This window comes from Candidatus Binatia bacterium (assembly GCA_023150935.1).
In the GTDB taxonomy this organism is placed as follows: domain Bacteria; phylum Desulfobacterota; class Binatia; order HRBIN30; family HRBIN30; genus JAKLJW01.
Window position 1 is genome coordinate 70038 of the sequence record JAKLJW010000005.1, and the last position, 17518, is coordinate 87555.

Annotated in this window: 14 protein-coding genes; 10 read left to right on the top strand and 4 right to left on the bottom strand. The window is 65.6% G+C overall.

Annotation, left to right across the window (positions count from 1 at the left end):
- Positions 1 to 216: 216 nt before the first annotated feature.
- Both L6Q96_05330 and L6Q96_05335 read right to left on the bottom strand, forming a co-directional pair.
- Positions 217 to 3723, bottom strand: coding sequence for a hypothetical protein (locus L6Q96_05330; GenBank protein ID MCK6553990.1), 3507 nt, complete (start codon positions 3721 to 3723; stop codon positions 217 to 219).
- A 199-nt stretch (positions 3724 to 3922) separates the two neighbouring features.
- Positions 3923 to 6055 carry a hypothetical protein gene (locus L6Q96_05335; protein ID MCK6553991.1) on the bottom strand — a complete coding sequence of 711 codons (2133 nt, stop codon included), beginning with the start codon at positions 6053 to 6055 and terminating at the stop codon, positions 3923 to 3925.
- A 357-nt stretch (positions 6056 to 6412) separates the two neighbouring features.
- Here L6Q96_05335 and L6Q96_05340 point away from each other — a divergent pair, with 357 nt between their 5' ends.
- Positions 6413 to 7216: an enoyl-CoA hydratase-related protein gene (locus tag L6Q96_05340; protein ID MCK6553992.1), complete on the top strand. Its 804-nt coding sequence runs from the start codon at positions 6413 to 6415 to the stop codon at positions 7214 to 7216.
- A 5-nt stretch (positions 7217 to 7221) separates the two neighbouring features.
- Here L6Q96_05340 and L6Q96_05345 read toward each other — a convergent pair whose 3' ends face one another.
- On the bottom strand, positions 7222 to 7569 hold the full coding sequence (locus L6Q96_05345; GenBank protein MCK6553993.1) for a hypothetical protein: 348 nt from the start codon (positions 7567 to 7569) through the stop codon (positions 7222 to 7224).
- A 55-nt stretch (positions 7570 to 7624) separates the two neighbouring features.
- Here L6Q96_05345 and L6Q96_05350 point away from each other — a divergent pair, with 55 nt between their 5' ends.
- The 8 genes from L6Q96_05350 to L6Q96_05385 all read left to right on the top strand — a co-directional run bounded on the left by L6Q96_05350 (position 7625) and on the right by L6Q96_05385 (position 16075).
- Positions 7625 to 8536 carry a tyrosine recombinase XerC gene (locus L6Q96_05350; GenBank protein ID MCK6553994.1) on the top strand — a complete coding sequence of 304 codons (912 nt, stop codon included), beginning with the start codon at positions 7625 to 7627 and terminating at the stop codon, positions 8534 to 8536.
- Positions 8537 to 8567: 31 nt separating this feature from the next.
- Positions 8568 to 9122, top strand: a complete 555-nt coding sequence (hslV, locus tag L6Q96_05355; GenBank protein ID MCK6553995.1) for an ATP-dependent protease subunit HslV — start codon at positions 8568 to 8570, stop codon at positions 9120 to 9122.
- Between the two features lie 92 nt (positions 9123 to 9214).
- Positions 9215 to 10564: an ATP-dependent protease ATPase subunit HslU gene (gene hslU / locus L6Q96_05360; GenBank protein ID MCK6553996.1), complete on the top strand. Its 1350-nt coding sequence runs from the start codon at positions 9215 to 9217 to the stop codon at positions 10562 to 10564.
- Positions 10565 to 10587: 23 nt separating this feature from the next.
- Positions 10588 to 11532: an acetylglutamate kinase gene (gene argB, locus L6Q96_05365; GenBank protein ID MCK6553997.1), complete on the top strand. Its 945-nt coding sequence runs from the start codon at positions 10588 to 10590 to the stop codon at positions 11530 to 11532.
- Complete coding sequence (locus L6Q96_05370) at positions 11529 to 12713, top strand: aspartate aminotransferase family protein (GenBank protein MCK6553998.1); 1185 nt, start codon at positions 11529 to 11531, stop codon at positions 12711 to 12713. The genes argB and L6Q96_05370 overlap by 4 nt, the downstream gene beginning before the upstream one ends.
- Positions 12710 to 13630 (top strand): ornithine carbamoyltransferase, encoded by a 921-nt coding sequence (gene argF / locus L6Q96_05375; protein ID MCK6553999.1) that lies wholly within the window; start codon positions 12710 to 12712, stop codon positions 13628 to 13630. The genes L6Q96_05370 and argF overlap by 4 nt, the downstream gene beginning before the upstream one ends.
- Before the next feature lie 91 nt (positions 13631 to 13721).
- Entirely contained in the window at positions 13722 to 14948 is a 1227-nt protein-coding gene (locus L6Q96_05380) for an argininosuccinate synthase (protein MCK6554000.1), read from the top strand.
- A gap of 68 nt (positions 14949 to 15016) precedes the next feature.
- Positions 15017 to 16075, top strand: coding sequence for a YchF family ATPase (locus L6Q96_05385; protein MCK6554001.1), 1059 nt, complete (start codon positions 15017 to 15019; stop codon positions 16073 to 16075).
- Positions 16076 to 16132: 57 nt separating this feature from the next.
- Here the strand turns inward: L6Q96_05385 and L6Q96_05390 are convergent, their stop codons facing one another.
- The gene (locus L6Q96_05390; GenBank protein MCK6554002.1) at positions 16133 to 16414 is read right to left on the bottom strand and encodes a hypothetical protein; all 282 of its coding nucleotides are present in this window, start codon (positions 16412 to 16414) and stop codon (positions 16133 to 16135) included.
- A 67-nt stretch (positions 16415 to 16481) separates the two neighbouring features.
- On the opposite strand from L6Q96_05390, the gene L6Q96_05395 reads away from it, so the two are divergent.
- A complete protein-coding gene (locus L6Q96_05395) occupies positions 16482 to 17078 on the top strand; it encodes a hypothetical protein (GenBank protein MCK6554003.1) in 597 nt (198 codons plus the stop codon).
- Positions 17079 to 17518: the final 440 nt, after the last annotated feature.

Consider the following 17518-nt stretch of genomic DNA (forward strand, 5'->3'; position numbering starts at 1 on the left):
GAATCGAGATCGCTATCGACATCGGGATCGAATTCCGCCGCGGAGCGAAGGCGATTCCGATACCGACCCCGACTCCGATCGGTCGCTGCCGAACACCGGGCGGAGGCGAGGGTTTAATCGAGAGATCGGCCGCAGACCGTTGCGAGCGCGGGTGGCCGGAGCCCCCCTTTCCGCAAAGGAAAGGGGGGCTGACCTCGAAAGGGCGCCTGGATCGGCTCAGGGGCCGACGAGTTTGATCGTCGTGACAACGTCGTTGAGTGACGGGAGGTGAAGACCGGGGAATGCCGTCACCAGCGTCGCCCCGCCGAAGTCGCCCGAGGCGCGCAAAGCGTCGCAATCCACAGACACCCCCGTGACCTGGGCCGCGCAACCTATCGAACCGCACATGCTACCCGGAGCGATCTTGGCGCCGGCAACGTTGTTTGCGTCGTAGACGCTCGCACTGGCAACGCCGCTGGTGAAGAACACCGTGGCAGGCGACGGGTCGCTGCGCGTATCGTCGCTTGTGCACAGGGTGTTGTCCGGGCCCTTGTTCGACACGGTCTGGATCGAGATCGTTTGCGTAATGCGCATCGCACCCGCTCCGAAGACGCCGCTCTCCACGTACTCCGTGGGGCTATTGCAGACACCCGTGTGGGTTCCTGACGAGCAGGGGTTGCCCTCGACGCAGGCGGCAGAGATAGAGCCATCGGGCGCCGTGCGCGTATCGTCGCACTCCGGATCGTCCGGGAGGCCAAGCGCACTGCCGCTGTTACCCGGGTTGCCCGGGGTCGTGTTGTGATCGCGGTTCACGGAGATGTCACGGTCAGGTGCGCCGCCATCGCAATCGACGGTCCCGAGGCCGTCGCTCACGGCGGTGATGCAGATGCCGACGACGCCGGGCAGAGTCAGGGTCACGGGATTGAAGTTGACGCCCTCCTTGGCAATGACCACCGGGGCGATACCGCTGCTGTTGGGAGCCCCGAACTGAATGCCGAGGCTGCCGGTGAGGTTTAACGGCAGGCGGAACGCCGTGGACTGCAGCGCCGCCTGGCTCCCGGCAGCCAGGGTGAGCGTATGCTGGCCGATAGCCGGGGTGCCACCCGGCGTGATCGTAGGCGTGCGGGTGGTCGTCGGAGTTGGCGTGAAAGGAATGGGCGGTGTGTTGGTCGGCGTACCGGTCACCGTGGGCGTTCGCGTCGGCTGCGGGGTGTGGGTCCTGGTCGGCGTGGCAGACGGCGGCGGCGGCGTGAAGCTCAGATAGAGACCGGCGCAACTAACGTTGTACCCGGAGCCGATGCCATAGATCTGCGTTCCCTGGAAGGGCGGCAGCGGAACCTCGGCGAACAGACCGCCGAGGGCGCTGGCGGCCTGCGGAAAGACGGCGAGCACGCCAGCGGCGAAGCTGTCTTCGTCGGCCCCAATCGGATTGGCCGTGACCTTGAGATCGCGAATGGTCAGCGCCCCGACGGAAGGAGAAATCCGGTCGCCGGCGGCCCCGAGGGTGATGGGGAACTCGAACGTAATCGTCGCGGATACCAGGGGCATCGGCGTGCCGCCGTTGTCCCCGATGGCGTCGAGTTGGTAGTTGGGAACGACCAGTACGATGTCGCCTGGCTCACCCGTGAGCGGCGGCCGCGCCACGGCAGCGACGGTGGGCCGGAGTTGGAGGGTCACCGGGCAGCCGTCCGGACTCGGGTTACCGCAGGCGCTGAGGTAGGACGGGTCGCCGAAAAGCAGGCTGATCATTCCGGTCGTCAACGGGACGGCCGGGCCGCCGTTGGGATCGGGGAGTTCCGTGAGGTTCTGGTTGAAGCTGCCCGCCAGCATGAAGGCGGCCATGAATCGGTTCAGGAAGCCGTCGGAGAGGCAGAACGCCAGATCGTACGGGGTCGATGTGCCGGGCATATTGGGCCCGAGCACCGGCGCACCCGGAGCGCTCGGAAGCAGTGTGTGAGTAATAGGCGGGGCATCGGGCGCCGGGGAAAGGGCTATCACGTTGGAGGCCACTTTGAAGGTGATGCCGTCGGAGTCCTCCGGCACCGAAGTGTAGAGGGCATCGATCAGCACATTGAGGGCGCTTCCCAGCGGGCCGGCGATGTCGATCCCCGCTAGTGCCTGATTCAGGCCACCGGGGAGCGCTCCGGCGATCTGGTCGCGGAAGGCGCTCTGGAGTTCGGCCTTAACGTCGACGATCAAGCCGGCGAGGTCGCAGATTCCGAGGCCGCCGGTGAGCACGGCGTTATCGTTGACGAACGTCGTACCGATCGAGTTCGTGAGTGCGGTCAAGCCGTCGCCGATCGGCGGCAGGGGCTCGACGTTGGCGTTGTACGCGATGCTCACGAGCTGCGCATCGTATTCGAGGTCGCAGGTGATGCCGAGGAAACCGGAGTCGACTCCCTCGATGGTCATCGAGAGGTTGGGGAGGTCGATCTGCAGCAGCGCGGAGTTGGTGCCGATAGCGGCGATGTTGGCGCCGATGGTCCCGTAGCTGAACTCGGTGATCGTTCCGCCGTTGACCTCCTGACCCTGCAAGTTGAGCTGGCTTTGCAGTTCGCCAAGGATGAGGTTGCGGATCGCTCCGAGACCGGTGTTGTTGATCCGGTTCGAGTTGCCGTCGGGGACGCGGCTGGTCAACGGCCATGCCGTACCCTTGAGCACGACGATCGTATCGCGCTTCTCGGTGCCGAGTCCGAAGGACTGCACTTTCGCTTCGACCACCTGCACTGACGAGGATCCGAGCGGAACCGTGGTCGAGAACTCGCCGGTGGTGGGATTAAAGCTGGTGGCTGCGCCGTTGATCAACAGGACGCTCGCTTTGGACAGGTCGCCGATTATGGTGCCGGAGAGCGGGATCGAACCGGCACCGGTTATCGTGCCCGTTGCCGGCGATTGGATGACAACATCGGGTGCGAGGTTGCCGAGGTTGAATCTGACGTTCGTAGCGCCCACGACGTTACTGATGTAGGTGCGGGCGCGCAGCGGGATGGTGAAAAGGGTTTCCTGGGGGTTGGCGACGGAGAGCGACCGTTCGAAGCGGCCCGTGCCGGGGTTGTAAGGAGCGTCTTCGTCGTCGACCTCCATCGAGATGACGTGACCCGCATGCGGAACGTTGGACACGGTAGCCGAGACGGGCACGACGGCCGGCAGGGAAGGGGGCGTAATCAGGGTGCCGGCGATCGGGGACACGACCGTGACACCGGGGTTCGGACCCGGCGTAAGGGCGTTGACGACGCGCTGCGCACCGGCGCGCATGGTGTCGAGGTGGGTGCCGATATCGCCGACCAGCGTGGCGATATCGGCCGCCGCGCAGCGTTTGTTTACGTTCGCTTCTGCCTTCACCCAGGCGGCGTTCACCGCTAGAGTGTCGCCACTGGTGCAACCGGTCCCGCACTTGAGGAGCCGCTTAATCATCTTCTTGCCGGCGGTAGCCGCCTGCTTGGCGATGCGGCTGGCGCACCTGAGTTGCGTATCGGACAAGACGCCGGGTTCGCGCCCGAACACCGCGTCCGTGGTCTGACGGCCCTCGCCGGTGGCAAAGCCCGCAAGACGCGCGACCATCGAGTCGTTGGAGCTGAAGCCGAAACCGGTGGCGTCGCTATCGCTACACGCCTTCAGGAGACCCATTTGCGTCGCCGCCAGTCGCGTCTGCACCGTCGCGTCACGCAACGGCCGGCTGCAGGAACTACCGCCAGCAACTGCCTTGGAGCACTTCTCGAAATCGCGGCTTGCGCTGCCGTACATGCTTGCCAGCCTGCCGGCGACCGTGCGACGGCAATCGGCATGAGCCGAACTCGGCAGGGCGAGCATTACGCCAACCGTTGAGCAAAGAAGAAGAGCGCCGACCCGCTTCATCACGCAGCCTCCCGGAATCTGGACGGAAGGGGGGGAACCCACGCCGCCCCCCGTCTGCCGTTTTATCGAGCCAGACACAATGCTCCGCTCAGCAATTCTCGTCGACCTTACGGCCTGCCGTTCCCGTGTTTCCGGCCGACGAACCGCCCGAGCCGGCCGTACCGGTCGTGATCGTATTACCGCTTCTGGCAACTGAGGCGCCGTTGCCGCAGACTACACCTATGGTCGGTCCGCCGCCGCCGCCGCCGCCATGGCCACCACGACCGCCGTTGCTTCCACTGCCGCCGTTCGCTCCCGGACGCGAATCGTCTTCGCCGCTACCGCCGAATCCGCCGGCCGACCCTGAACCTCCGTTGCCGCCGGTGCCGCCCGCGCCGCCGGTGCCGCCGCTGCCGGTGGTGATGGTAGTGTTCTCGACAGTCGCCGAGCCCCCGTACACCCAGACGCCGAAAGAGCCGCCGGCGCCGGTCCCGCCGGACGCATACGTCCCGGCGCAGCCGCCGGCGCCACCGCCACCACCGGCGCCACCATAGCTGTTGCACCACGAGTCGCCGCCGCCACCGCCGCTACCGCCGCCGCCGCCGCTGCCGGAGGAACCGTTGACGCCCGAACTGCCGTTTGACGGCGTGTATGTGGTCCCGAACGTGCCGAAATCGCCGCCGGAGGTGCCGTTGGCGCCGGCTGCTCCGGGAGATGTGGCGTTGCCACCGGCATTGGCGGTGCCGAAACAGTTACCGGTAGCCGCGCCGCCCGAGCCGCCATACGAACCCTGGCCGGACCCTCCTCCACCGCCGGTGGGACCGTCGCAGTGCCCGCCGCCGCCGCCGGAGCCGCCCTGGGTGCCGCTGGAGCAGTACGGGTTACTGGCGCCGCTGCCGCCGCTCGGCCGCCCGCAAGTTGAGCAGGTAGTCGTTGAGTTCTCGCAGCCGTTCACCCCGTTGCCGCCGTTCGAAGGAGCGCTCGAACCCGCTGAGCCGTTGCTCCCGGAACTGCCGCCGCCGGCGCTGCCGGCGTAAATCGTGCAGTCACGTATGACCACGCCGCTCGGCCAGAGCAAGCGCACGCCGTACGAGCTGGCCCCCGTGGCTAACGTGCTGGCGGCGTGAATCGTGAGGCCCTCCACGGTGGCGTTGCTTACGCTACTGCCGAGCATGCCGGTCGTGGAGGAACTGAATACGGCCGTGGCCGTACCGTCGCGCTGCCAATAGTTTCCGCTGTTGAAGCCGCCAAGCAGATTGATGTTACTCTGGAGAGTGATCGTCTCCGTGTACGCACTGACGCCGTCGATGTAGATGTCCGACTTGCTATTCGCGGCGGCATAGGTGATGCCAGCGCCGATGGTGTCGAACGGGTTCGTGACAGTTCCATCGCCTCCCGCACTCCCTACCGCACTGGAAACGAATACGGCCTCGGGCTCTGGGAAATAGATGTCGTCGAACAGCGAGTCGGCGTAGTCCTCCACCGCCGCCTGAATGCACGCTTGCACGCCGAGCACAGATGTGTCGCACGTCGTCAGATTGCCGTATGCGCTAGGGTCGCACTTGGCGATGAGTTGCTTGGCCTTCACGAGTGCCTTGAAGACCTTCTGGTCGGTCCCCGTTTGTGCGACCCGGCAATCGGCGGCGGCCGGCGCGAGATCTTCCTCGTACTGGCACTTCTGCTGTTCCTTGGCGCGGGTGTTGAAATACTTGCGCAAGGCGCCGCCAATCAGAGACTGGCACCTGGTACGCGGGTCGCTGCCCGATCCGGGGATGGGCGGATTGGGTCCATAGGCTTCGCCCATGGCCGTGGCGTTGAGAGCCTTGACGCGGCAGGTAATACACTGCGCCACGGAATTGGGGTCGTTGACGTAGTTGATAGGACCGATCGACTCGCAAGGGGCGGGGCAGAGCACGTAGCCGTTGTCGAACGGCGTCGACGCGGCGGCGCAGCCCTTGGCGATCTTCGCTTCGAGCTTGGCCTCGATCGTTGCCACCTTCAGTGCGCCCGGCAACTGCAACGGATCGTTGCAGTCGGTGGTATCGAGAATCCTACCCACCATACGCGCCTTGTGGCACTTGATCTTCTCCTTGATCAGCGTGTCCGCAAGCTGCTTGGCTGCCTTGCCGATCTCTTTTCGACAGATGGCGTCCACGCTGGCGAGTTGCGCCGACGCTGCCGCCGGCCACAAGCACGCAAGTACCGCCAGTGCACCAAGACCAAGACCTGTTCGTGTCTGCATTTTACTCCCCCGGTCGGTTACGGTCGCGAATCCAGAGCCCAGCGAGCCCACCATGTATGCGGGATAGCACGTCGCGGATCTTGCTCCTCCCGCATCCGGTAGACACGCACCCTCGCACCCCTCGATTACAAGCATGAAAGCCTCTCTCCCCAGCCTGCGACCGTCCAAGAGCCGAGACTTCCAACACTACGTTCTGTCGTCTATCCCGACATGGTCGGCTATGTCAACTCGAATCTGCCGCATTGGTCGGGGGCAGAAGTACTTTCCTCGGCGTGCCGTAGTTGTTCACCGCGGGGCATTTTTGACCACATCGCCGCTTTGTCGCTAGAAGAGCCGCGTGAATGGAGGGATGAAGCGATGGGCTACCAGTTTATCGAGCTGACCCGGGATGCATCGGGAATCGCGACACTGATGTTCAACCGCCCCGAGACTCGCAACGCAATGTCGCCGGCGATGGGCGAGGAGGTCGTGCGGGCAGTCGAAGAGCTCCGGCGGGATCACAGCGTTCGCGTCGTTGTACTTACTGGTAGCGGCAGGGCGTTCAGCTCGGGGGGCGACCTCGGCATGCTGGCGCGCGATTCCGGCGTTCCCGTTCCCGGCGAGACCCCGACCATGGGCGGCTCGCCCCGGGACTTCTACGCGCGTTACCTGGCTATCCGGCAGTTGCCCATGCCGACGATCGCGGCGATCAACGGGCACGCCATCGGTGCGGGGCTATGCATCGCTCTGGCATGCGATCTGCGGATTGCTGCCGCAGACGCGAAAATGGGCATGACCTTCACCCGCCTCGGAATCCATCCCGGCATGGGCGGAACCTTCTTCCTCCCGCGTCTGGTCGGCACGGCGCGGGCGTGCGAGCTGTTCTTCACCGGGCGGGTCTTCGGCGCGGCGGAAGCCGAGCGCCTCGGGGTGGTCAACCAGACCGTGCCGCGCGCTGAGTTCGACGCCGCCGTGCGCCGGCTGGCTACTGAGATCGCCACTGCCGCGCCCATGGCGGTGCGCATGGTGAAGCGGGCGATTTACCGGGGTGTCGAGCACTCCCTCGACGACATGCTCGACCTGGAATCCATGCAACAGGCGTTAACCTTTTCTACTGCCGACGCTCGCGAAGGGGTCACGGCCATTCTCGAGAAACGCGAACCGCGGTTCGTCGGCGGATGACCGACTCAGCGTGGCTTGCGGAACAACTGCTCGAGTTGCGTGCGGGCCCGACCGGTGGGGTTGGCGGCTTCACGCCGGCCACGACGGAAGCGAAAAAAATCGCAGAAGTTCCCGACCTGCTTGTCCACCTGCAACTCGGAGTGGGGTTCGCGGCAGTGGTTGTGGTACGCCGGGTCGTAGAAATCGCAGTTCAGGCAGCAGTGGAGGTCGGCACCGCAGGCGAGGCACGTATCGCGCCGCCCGACTGCCAGGGTCGGTCCGATGTCACCGCCGCAACGGTAACAGAATCGTTCGCGCGCTTCGCTCATGGGTGAGCGCCTTTCCTTGCCGGCAACCAGGTCGGTTGATAGCATGCGAGCTTCCGCGGGTCACGATCGATCCGCTGCGGTCGGGCAAGGAGGGTGGGGCATGCTGCGGTTGATTGCCGAGTTCGAGCGATCGCTGGTCGTCGAGGAAAACGCCTCGACGCACACGGTGCGCAACTACGTGAGCGATCTGCGGCAGCTTCGCGCCCATCTGTTACGGCAGGGGGTAGGGATCGGTGCCACCGGCAAAGACGTGGACCTGACCTGCGTCGACGCCCTGGCGATTCGCGGCTTCCTCGCCGCACTCCTGCGACGAAACCGCAAGAGCTCGGTCGGCCGCAAACTGTCAGCCACGAAAGTCTTCTTCCGCTTTCTCGTTCGCCGGGGTCATCTGACTGCCGATCCGACGGTCGGCGTGTCGACGCCGAAGAAGGATCGACAACTTCCGGTGCACCTCACGGTCGACGACATGTTTCGTCTTCTGGACGCGCCCTCGCGTCAGACCCCGGCGGGGCTGCGCGATCGGGCGATTCTTGAGGTCATGTACTCCTGTGGCTTGCGCGTCAGCGAAGTCGTCAGCCTCGACTGGAGCGACATCGACGTCGAATTGGAGGTTGTCCGCGTGCGCGGTAAGGGCGGGAAGGAACGGCTGGTGCCGATTGGGCGTCCGGCCCTGGCGGCACTGGCGGCGTACCGCGCCAAACGCGAGGCGCTTTGCCCGCGCCGGCTGTACGATCCCGGGGCAGTCTGCCTGAATCGCCGCGGGCAGCGCCTCACCACGCGCAGCGTCGCACGCATGGTGGAGGGCTACGTCCTCGCGAGCGGACTGGCAACCAGGGCCAGCCCGCACGCGTTGCGGCACAGCTTCGCCACGCATCTTCTCAATGCCGGCGCCGATCTGCGTGCCATTCAGGAGCTGCTCGGCCATTCGAGTCTGTCGACCACCCAGCGCTATACCCACGTCAACCTCGATCAACTGATGCGCGTCTACGACAAGGCACATCCGCGAGCCTGATGATACGCGGAAGAGAGGCTCTAACCGGTTCATGGAACAGCCCAGCGGCTATCCGCCGACTATACGCTCGACGACGATCCTTGCGGTACGGCACCGGGGCAAGGTCGTCGTAGGCGGAGACGGACAGGTAAGCTTCGGGGCCACGGTGATGAAGCGAACCGCCCACAAGGTGCGCCGCATATACGAGGGCAAGGTACTGGCCGGTTTCGCCGGCGCCAGCGCCGACGCCTTCACGCTGTTCGACAAGTTCGAGAAACGGCTCGAACAGCACAACGGTAGTCTGCGGCGCGCCGCGGTGGAACTGGCCAAGGACTGGCGCACCGATCGCGTCCTGCGCCGTCTCGAAGCGCTGCTCATTGCCGCCGATCGCGAAACCCTGCTCGTCATGTCGGGCAGCGGCGATGTCATCGAGCCTGACGACCACGTCATCGCCATCGGCTCGGGCGGCAACTACGCCCTCGCCGCCGCGCGGGCGTTGATGAAGCATACCCAGCTCGACGCTCGCACGATCGTGGAAGAGTCGTTGCGCCTGGCCGCCGAGATCTGCATTTACACCAACGAGCACCTGACGGTGGAAGAGTTGTAGGGCGTCCTCGTCCGAGCTTCTCAGCCGACGGCCTGCCGTTCCGTTCCGCCGATCCCCTGACACCCGCAAGCGCCCATGCTAGCTGAATCCAAATGAGTCAGATGACGCCGCGAGAGATCGTCTCCGAGCTCGATCGTTATATCGTCGGACAGCGGGCCGCCAAGCGCGCGGTTGCCGTTGCCATGCGCAATCGCTGGCGGCGCCAGCAGGTGCCGGAGGAGTTGCGCGACGAGATCGCGCCGAAGAACATCATCATGATCGGGCCGACGGGAGTGGGCAAGACCGAGATCTCGCGGCGGTTGGCGAAGCTGGCACAGGCCCCTTTTCTGAAGGTCGAAGCGTCGAAATTCACCGAAGTGGGTTACGTCGGCCGCGACGTCGAGTCGATGATCCGCGACCTCGCCGACCTCGCCGTGAAGATGGTCAAGGACGAGGAACAGGACAAGGTGGCCCTGCGGGCGCGCGAGCTCGCCGAGGAGAGGGTGCTCGACCTCCTGCTGCCACCCGGCCGTGCGGACGAGCCGGGCGCCAGCTTCAGCACGGCCCCCGCGAGCGAAGACAGCGGCGGCACGCGCGAGAAGCTCCGCCGTATGCTGCGCGAAGGCACCTTGGACGACCGTATCGTCGAGCTTGAAGTGACCAGGGCGCCCGTGTCGATGGTCGAGGTCTTCGCCGGTCAAGGTATGGAGGACGTCGAGAGCAACTTGCGGGAACTGTTCGCCAACATCATCCCCAGGAAGTCAAAGAAGGAGCGGCTCCGGGTCCCCGAGGCGCTCGACCTGCTCGCGCAGGAGGAGGCCGGCAAACTCGTCGACATGGAGTATGTCACCAAGGAAGCCGTGCGCCGCGTCGAGCAGTCGGGCATCGTGTTCATCGACGAGATAGACAAGATCGCCGGCCGCGAGAACGTCGTCGGCCCCGACGTGTCCCGCCAGGGTGTGCAACGCGACCTGTTGCCGATCGTCGAGGGCAGCTCCATCAGCACCAAGTACGGTATGGTGCGTACCGACCACATTCTGTTCATCGCCTCGGGGGCCTTTCACGTCGCCAAACCTTCCGACCTGATCCCGGAGTTTCAGGGCCGCTTCCCGATTCGCGTCGAGCTCGAGCCGCTCACGCGCGAGGACTTCGTGCGCATACTTACCGAACCGGAAAACGCCTTGCTCAAGCAGTACGTTGAGCTGCTAAAGACCGAGGGGGTGACGCTGGTCTTCGCCGACGACGCGGTCACGGAGATCGCCGCCATTGCGGCCGAGGTCAACGCGACCACCGAGAACATCGGCGCCCGGCGGCTGCACACCGTGGTCGAGCGGCTGCTCGAGCAACTATCGTTCGATGCCCCGGAAATGGGGGGCGCCCGTGTCGTCATCGATGCCGGCTACGTGCGCGAAAAGCTGAGTGCCATCGTCAAGGACGAGGATTTGTCGCGCTACATCCTATGATGCTACGCAAGCACGGGACCGATATGGACAAGCTTATCGCGCGCGCCGAAACCCTGCTCGAAGCGCTGCCGTACATCCGGCGCTATTCGGGCACGACGATGGTCATCAAGTACGGTGGCCACGCCATGATCGACGAGGAACTCAAAGAGAGCTTCGCGCAGGACGTTGTGCTGCTGAAATATGTCGGTATCAATCCGGTCGTGGTCCACGGTGGCGGGCCGCAGATCGGTCAATTGCTCGAGCAACTGGGCATCCGGTCACGTTTCGTTCGCGGCATGCGGGTTACCGATCAAGCGACGATGGACGTCGTCGAGATGGTACTCGTCGGCAAGGTCAACAAGGAGATCGTCAGCCTCATCAACCGGCACGGAGGGCGCGCCGTCGGTCTGTCCGGCAAGGACGGCGAGCTCATTCTGGCGCGCAAACACACGGTTGCCGACGATCGCCATGGCGGCAAACGCATCGATATCGGCCTGGTCGGCGAGGTTCGGGCCATCAATCCCGGGGTCATCGCATCGCTCGACCGCAGCGACTTCGTCCCGGTAATCGCCCCGATCGGCGTGGGAGAGAACGGTGAAACCTACAACATCAATGCCGACATCGTCGCCGGGGAAGTGGCCGAGGCATTGAGCGCCGAGAAGCTGCTGCTGCTCACCGACGTCGAGGGCATCCGCGACGCCGCGGGGACCAGGATCTCGACGCTCGATGTCGACCGGGCCGCCGAACTCATTCGCAACGGCGTGATCGGCGAGGGCATGATTCCGAAGGTCGAGTGCTGCATAAACGCGCTGCGCGGCGGTGCGAAGAAGACGCACATCATCGACGGTCGGGTCAAGCACGCCGTCCTGCTGGAGGTCTTCACGCGCGAGGGCGTGGGAACCGAAGTGGTCCGGACGCCGGCGCGCGGACGCCGCAAAGCGGCGGGCAGCGGGGGCGATTCCGCCGCCGCGACCGGGGCGGGCGGATGACGAACCGCGAGATCATAGCCCTCAACGACCGCTACCTCTTTCCCCTCTACCCGCGGGCCCCCATCGCCATCGTGCGCGGCGAGGGATGTCGGGTGTGGGATGCCGACGGGCGCGAGTTCCTCGATTTCTTCTCGAGCACCGTGGTGACTTCGCTCGGTCACGCGCACCCGGCGGTTACCCGCGCCATCGTTGCCCAGGCGGGCAAGATCCTTCACGTCTCTAACCTGCATCACAGCGAACCCCAAGCCGTACTCGCCGAGGCCCTGTGCACACACTCGTTCGCCGACCGGGTGTTCTTCTGCAACAGCGGCGCCGAAGCCAACGAGGCGGCGGTGAAACTGGCGCGCAAGTTCGGCGCCGATTTCGGCGACGGGCGTTTCGAGGTGCTCACCGCGACTGGGTCGTTTCACGGCCGGACGCTGGCGATGATCACGGCCACCGGCCAGGAGAAGGTCCGCCGCGGCTTTCAACCCCTGCCGGAAGGGTTTCGCTACTTCCCTTACGGCGACCTCGACGCCCTGGCCGCGGCCGTCGGACCACACACCATCGCCATTATGCTCGAACCCGTGCAGGGGGAAGGCGGCGTGGTCGTGCCGCCGGCCGGTTATCTCGAGGGGGTTCGCGACCTGTGCGAGCGCCGCGACTTGCTCCTCATCTACGACGAGGTGCAAACCGGCATGGGCCGACTCGGCACCCTGTTCGGCTACGAGCAGAGCGGCGTGGCGCCCGATGTGATGACGCTGGCAAAGGGTCTCGGAACCGGGGTGCCCATCGGCGCGATGCTCGCCAACGCACGGGTGGCGAAGGCGTTTACGGCCGGCGCCCACGCTTCGACCTTCGGCGGCAATGCGCTGGCCTGTGCCGCGGCGGTGGCGGTGGTACGGACACTGCTGGACGAAGAGGTAATCGAGAATTGCCGCACGCAGGGCGAGTGCCTGCGGACGCGGCTCGCCGCTCTCAAGTCGTCGTGTCGGCGGATCGGCGAGATTCGCGGCGCCGGGTTGCTCGTCGGCGTCGAGATCGACGGCCCGGGCGGCGCCGTGGTCGACGCCTGCCGCGAGCGGGGGTTGCTCATCAATTGCACGGCGGAAAAGGTGCTGCGGTTCGCGCCGCCGCTGGTCGTGACCGCTGACGAGATCGACCGTGCGGTAGATATCGTTGCGGAGGTGCTGCGCGCATGAAGCGTGACTTTTTGAGTCTGGCGGCTCTCACGCGGGCGGAGCTGGACGCGATTCTCGCCCTCACGGCAACCCTGAAGCGCGATTTGAAAGCGGGCCGCCGCTCGCCGTGGCTGGCGGGGAAGTCGCTGGCGATGCTGTTCGAGAAGCCCAGCCTGCGCACCCGGGTGACGTTCGAGGTGGGCATGACGCAATTGGGCGGCTTCCCGGTCTACCTGACCCCGTCGGATATCCAGCTCGGGCAACGCGAGTCCGTGGCCGACATTGCGCGCAACCTCGAGCGCTGGGTCGATATCGTCATGGCCCGTACCTTCAAACACGAGACCCTGGTGGATCTCGCCAGCCATGCGCGAGTCCCGGTCATCAACGGGCTTTCGGACCTGCTGCACCCCTGCCAGGTGCTGACCGATTGCTTCACCCTGCTCGAGCGGCACGAGAACCTCGACCCGCTGCGCATCGCGTTCGTCGGCGATGCCAACAATGTCGCCAACTCGTGGATGTTCGCGGCCGCCAAGTTCGGCTTCGAACTCGTGCTCGGCTGCCCGGTGGGCTACCAACCCCACTCCGGCGTCTACGAGGAGGCGCGCGCCGCCGGGGCGCGCGTCACGGTAACCGCCGACCCAGTCGAGGCGGTCACCGATGCCCACGTGGTGTACACGGACGTATGGACCAGCATGGGGCAGGAGAACGAAACCGAGCAGCGGCGGCACGATTTTCAGGCCTACCAGATCAATGCGACGCTCCTGCGCCATGCGCGCCCGGGCGCGCTCGTCATGCACTGCCTCCCGGCCCATCGCGGCGAGGAGATAACCGGCGACGTTATCGACGGTCCTCAATCCATCGTCTTCGACCAGGCCGAGAACCGTCTGCACACGCAAAAGGCGATCATGGTCTGGCTGAGCGAACATTCCGCCCGATGAAAGGCGGAATCGTCCGCAGTCCAGAGTCCAGAGCGCCGAGACCCCGACGACGACCCACGAACGACAAGCAGCCAACGAGGAACGAGGAATCATGCCCTCAAACCCGCAGGCCCCCAGGCCTTCAAGCCCCAGGAAAATCGTTCTCGCATACTCGGGGGGCCTCGACACGTCCGTGATCCTCACCTGGCTGATCGAAACCTACGGCTCCGAGGTGATTGCGTTCTGCGCCGACCTCGGCCAGGGCGACGAACTCGACCCGGTCGAGGAGAAGGCGAAGCGTACCGGCGCCAGCAAGGTCTATATCGAAGACCTGCGCGAGGAGTTCACCCGCGATTTCGTCTTCCCGATGCTGCGCGCCAACGCCGTGTACGAGGGCCAGTACCTGCTCGGGACATCGATCGCGCGGCCGCTGATTGCCAAACGGCAGGTGGAAATCGCGCAGGCGGAAGGTGCCGACGCGGTGGCGCACGGGGCGACTGGTAAAGGCAACGATCAGGTGCGCTTCGAACTCACCTACTACGCCCTGCAACCCGGGATCCGCGTGATCGCACCCTGGCGTTCGTGGGATCTGACCTCGCGTTCGAAGCTGATCGCCTACGCCGAGCAGAAGGGGATTCCGATCCCGGTGACGGCGGAGAAGCCTTACAGCTCGGACCGGAACCTGCTGCACATCAGCTACGAGGGCGGCATTCTCGAAGACCCGTGGCGGGAGCCGTACGAGGACATGTTCCTGCTCACCGTGGCGCCGGAGAGGGCGCCGGACCGGGCGGAATACGTCGAGATCGACTACGAAGCCGGCGACCCGGTGGCGGTCGACGGCGAGCGCCTGTCGCCGGCACGGCTGCTGGCGCGCGTGAACGAGCTCGGTGGCAAGCATGGCGTCGGCCGCGTCGATCTGGTGGAGAACCGCTACGTGGGCATGAAGTCGCGCGGCGTGTACGAGACGCCCGGCGGCACCATCCTGCACGCGGCGCACCGGGCCGTCGAGTCGCTCACGTTGGACCGCGAGGTGCTGCACCTGCGTGACAGCCTCGTGCCGCGCTACGCCGAGATGGTGTACTACGGATACTGGTTCGCACCGGAGCGGCGCATGCTGCAGACGGCGTTCGACGATGTGCAGCAGGCGGTGACCGGGACGGCGCGCGTGAAGCTCTACAAGGGCAGTGTTCAGGTGGTCGGGCGCAAGGCGCCGCGATCGCTCTACCGTACCGACATCGCAACCTTCGAGGACGACACCGTCTACGATCAGGGCGATGCGGAAGGATTCATCAGACTGAACGCGTTGCGGTTGAAGATCGCGGCGAGGGTGGAGAAATGAAGGCCGACGATCGGCTATCGGCGCTCCGCGGCCGAGCTGCCGACCACTGACGGTTTGGAGCTTCCTTCATGAAAGTGGGCATCGCCGGCTTCCCGGGCGCCGGGAAGACGACCATCTTCAACGCGTTGACGGGACAACACGCCGACGTGGGCGGCTATTCCGAGCCGGGCCGAGTGAACCTGGGAACGATCAAGGTGCCCGATGCCCGCGTCGATCGTCTGAGCGACATGTTCAGGCCGAAGAAGACGACGTATGCGGAGATCGTCTTCGTCGACTTCCCGGCCGCGGCGCGTGGCGGCGAACAGAAGGTGTCGGCGTTGGAGAACTCGACGCTCACACAGATGCGCGAGACCGATGCGCTGGTGCAGGTGGTGCGCGGCTTTATGGATCCGATGACCGGCGATACGCCGGACCCGGCGCGGGACATCGCCAACTTCAAGGGAGAACTGATTCTCAACGACCTTGTGCTCGTCGAGCGACGGATCGAGCGCCTGAAGAAGGAGAAGGGCAGGGAACACGAGCGCGCGTTGCTCGACAAGTGCAAGGCGGCGCTCGAGGCGGAGCGACCCCTGCGCTGGCTCGAACTGACCGGGGAAGAAATCACCAGCCTGGCCGGGTTCGGTTTCCTTTCGCGCCGGCCGTTGCTGGTGCTGCTCAATGTTGGCGAGGCGGATCTGCGCGGTCCCCTGCCGTCGCCGGTGGCGGCGGCACTGGAGGCCGACCGTTTGCAGGGTTTGGTGATGGCCGGTCAGATCGAAATGGAGATCGCCGCGCTGGAGGCCGCGGATCGGCAGGCGTTCCTTGACGATCTCGGCATAGAGCACTCGGCGCGTGAGCGTTTCATCCGGGCAGCCTACGACTTACTGGACCAGATAAGCTTCCTGACTACCGGCGAGGACGAGGTGCGGGCGTGGACGATCAAGCGCGGCACGACGGCGGTCAGGGCGGCGTGCAGGATCCACAGCGATATCGAGCGCGGCTTCATTCGCGCCGAGGTGGTGCACTACGAGGATTTCGTCCACTACGGCACCGAGGCGAAATGCCGCGAAGCGGGCAAGTTCCGTCTGGAGGGCAAGGAGTACGTCGTCCGCGACGGGGATATCATCCACTTCCGCTTCAACGTGTAGTCAACCGCGGCGGGCATCGCTCGCCGCCGCGCCGGCTCCGTGAGGCGCTGGCGTTGACTACCGCGCCCGATTGACCGGGCAGCCGCGCAGGGCGGCGTTCACGGCGGCAACGATATCGTCGATCTCGACCGCCCCGGTGCCGTTGGCGTCGAACGGTGGGCAGGCGCTCATGGGCTGGAGATTCAGGGCGATGTTGACCCCGACAATCAACTCGTCGACTGCGGCGGTGCCGTCGCGGTCGCAATCGCCGGGACAGGTGCCGTCTGGCGCGGTGGTGCTGGTAGGAGTGAGTGTCGGAACCGGCGCCTCCGGCGTTGGCGTCGGCGTTGCGCTCTCCACCGGGATTGCAGTGGGGGAGGGCGTACCTGTTACCGTGGCGGTTGGCGCCGGCGTGTGAGTTGGCTCCGTGGTAGGGGACACGGTTGCGGTTGGCAACGGGGTCGAGGTCGGCTCTATCGCCGTCGTGGGGCTGTCCTCGGCAGTGGGGGTAGCCGAAGGCGGGGCGGCTTCCGTGGCGGTCCCGGTGGGCGTGCTCGAAGGATGGGCGGTTTCCGTTGGGACGACCGTGGGCGAGTGCGTCGAGGTGCCCGTCGCGCTCGCCTCCGCCGTGGGTGTGTCTGTCGCTTCGGAAACCGGCGTCTCGGAAGGAGTCGGCGTCAGCGTGGCAACGATCGTTGCAGTTGGGCTCGCCGTCTCAGTGTTCTCGGCCACGGGACTTGTCGTCACGGTGGGGGTGGCGGTTGGGGTGCCGCTTGGCGGTACGGTGGCGGTGCCGGTGGGCGTGGGTGCAGCGGTATCGATCGCCGTGGGGGTCGGCGTCTCGGCGGCCACCGCGGTTGCGGTTGCCGTGGCCGTGGGTGCCGGCGTTTCGATCTCGGTAGGAGTTGCGCTCGGGGTCGCCACGAGTGTCGGCGACGGTGTCGATGACGGCGTGTGCGTTGCCGTTATCGTGGGTGTCCTGGTCGGGGTCGGCGGCACGGTTGCCGTCCGTGTGGGAGTCTGAGTCGCCGATCGCGTTGGCGTCATGGTGGCAGTCCGAGTGGCGGTCCGGGTCGGCGTGCGAGTGGCGGTTCGTGTCGGCGTCTTGGTCGCGGTTCGGGTCTGCGTCGGAGTGGGAGTTCGGGTGCGAGTTCGGGTTGCGGTCGGCGTGCGGGTGCGGGTGCGGGTCGCCGTCGGTACCACGCAAACATTCGAGGTACACACCTCACCGGCAGGGCAGTCGGCAGTGGTAAGGCAGGACAGTAGTACGTCGGAGGCGACGCAGTGCCCGTCCCCGTCGCAGATCGACTCCAGAGTAAAAGGGTTGAAGTCCTCGCACTCCGTTCCTTCCGGGGCCGGGATATGGTTCAGGCAGCGGTTCTGGCTTTCGCTACAGTCGACGGTACACTGGTTGAAATCGTCTTCGCAGCGGGCGGTGTGGAAACATATGAAGGCGACGCAGGT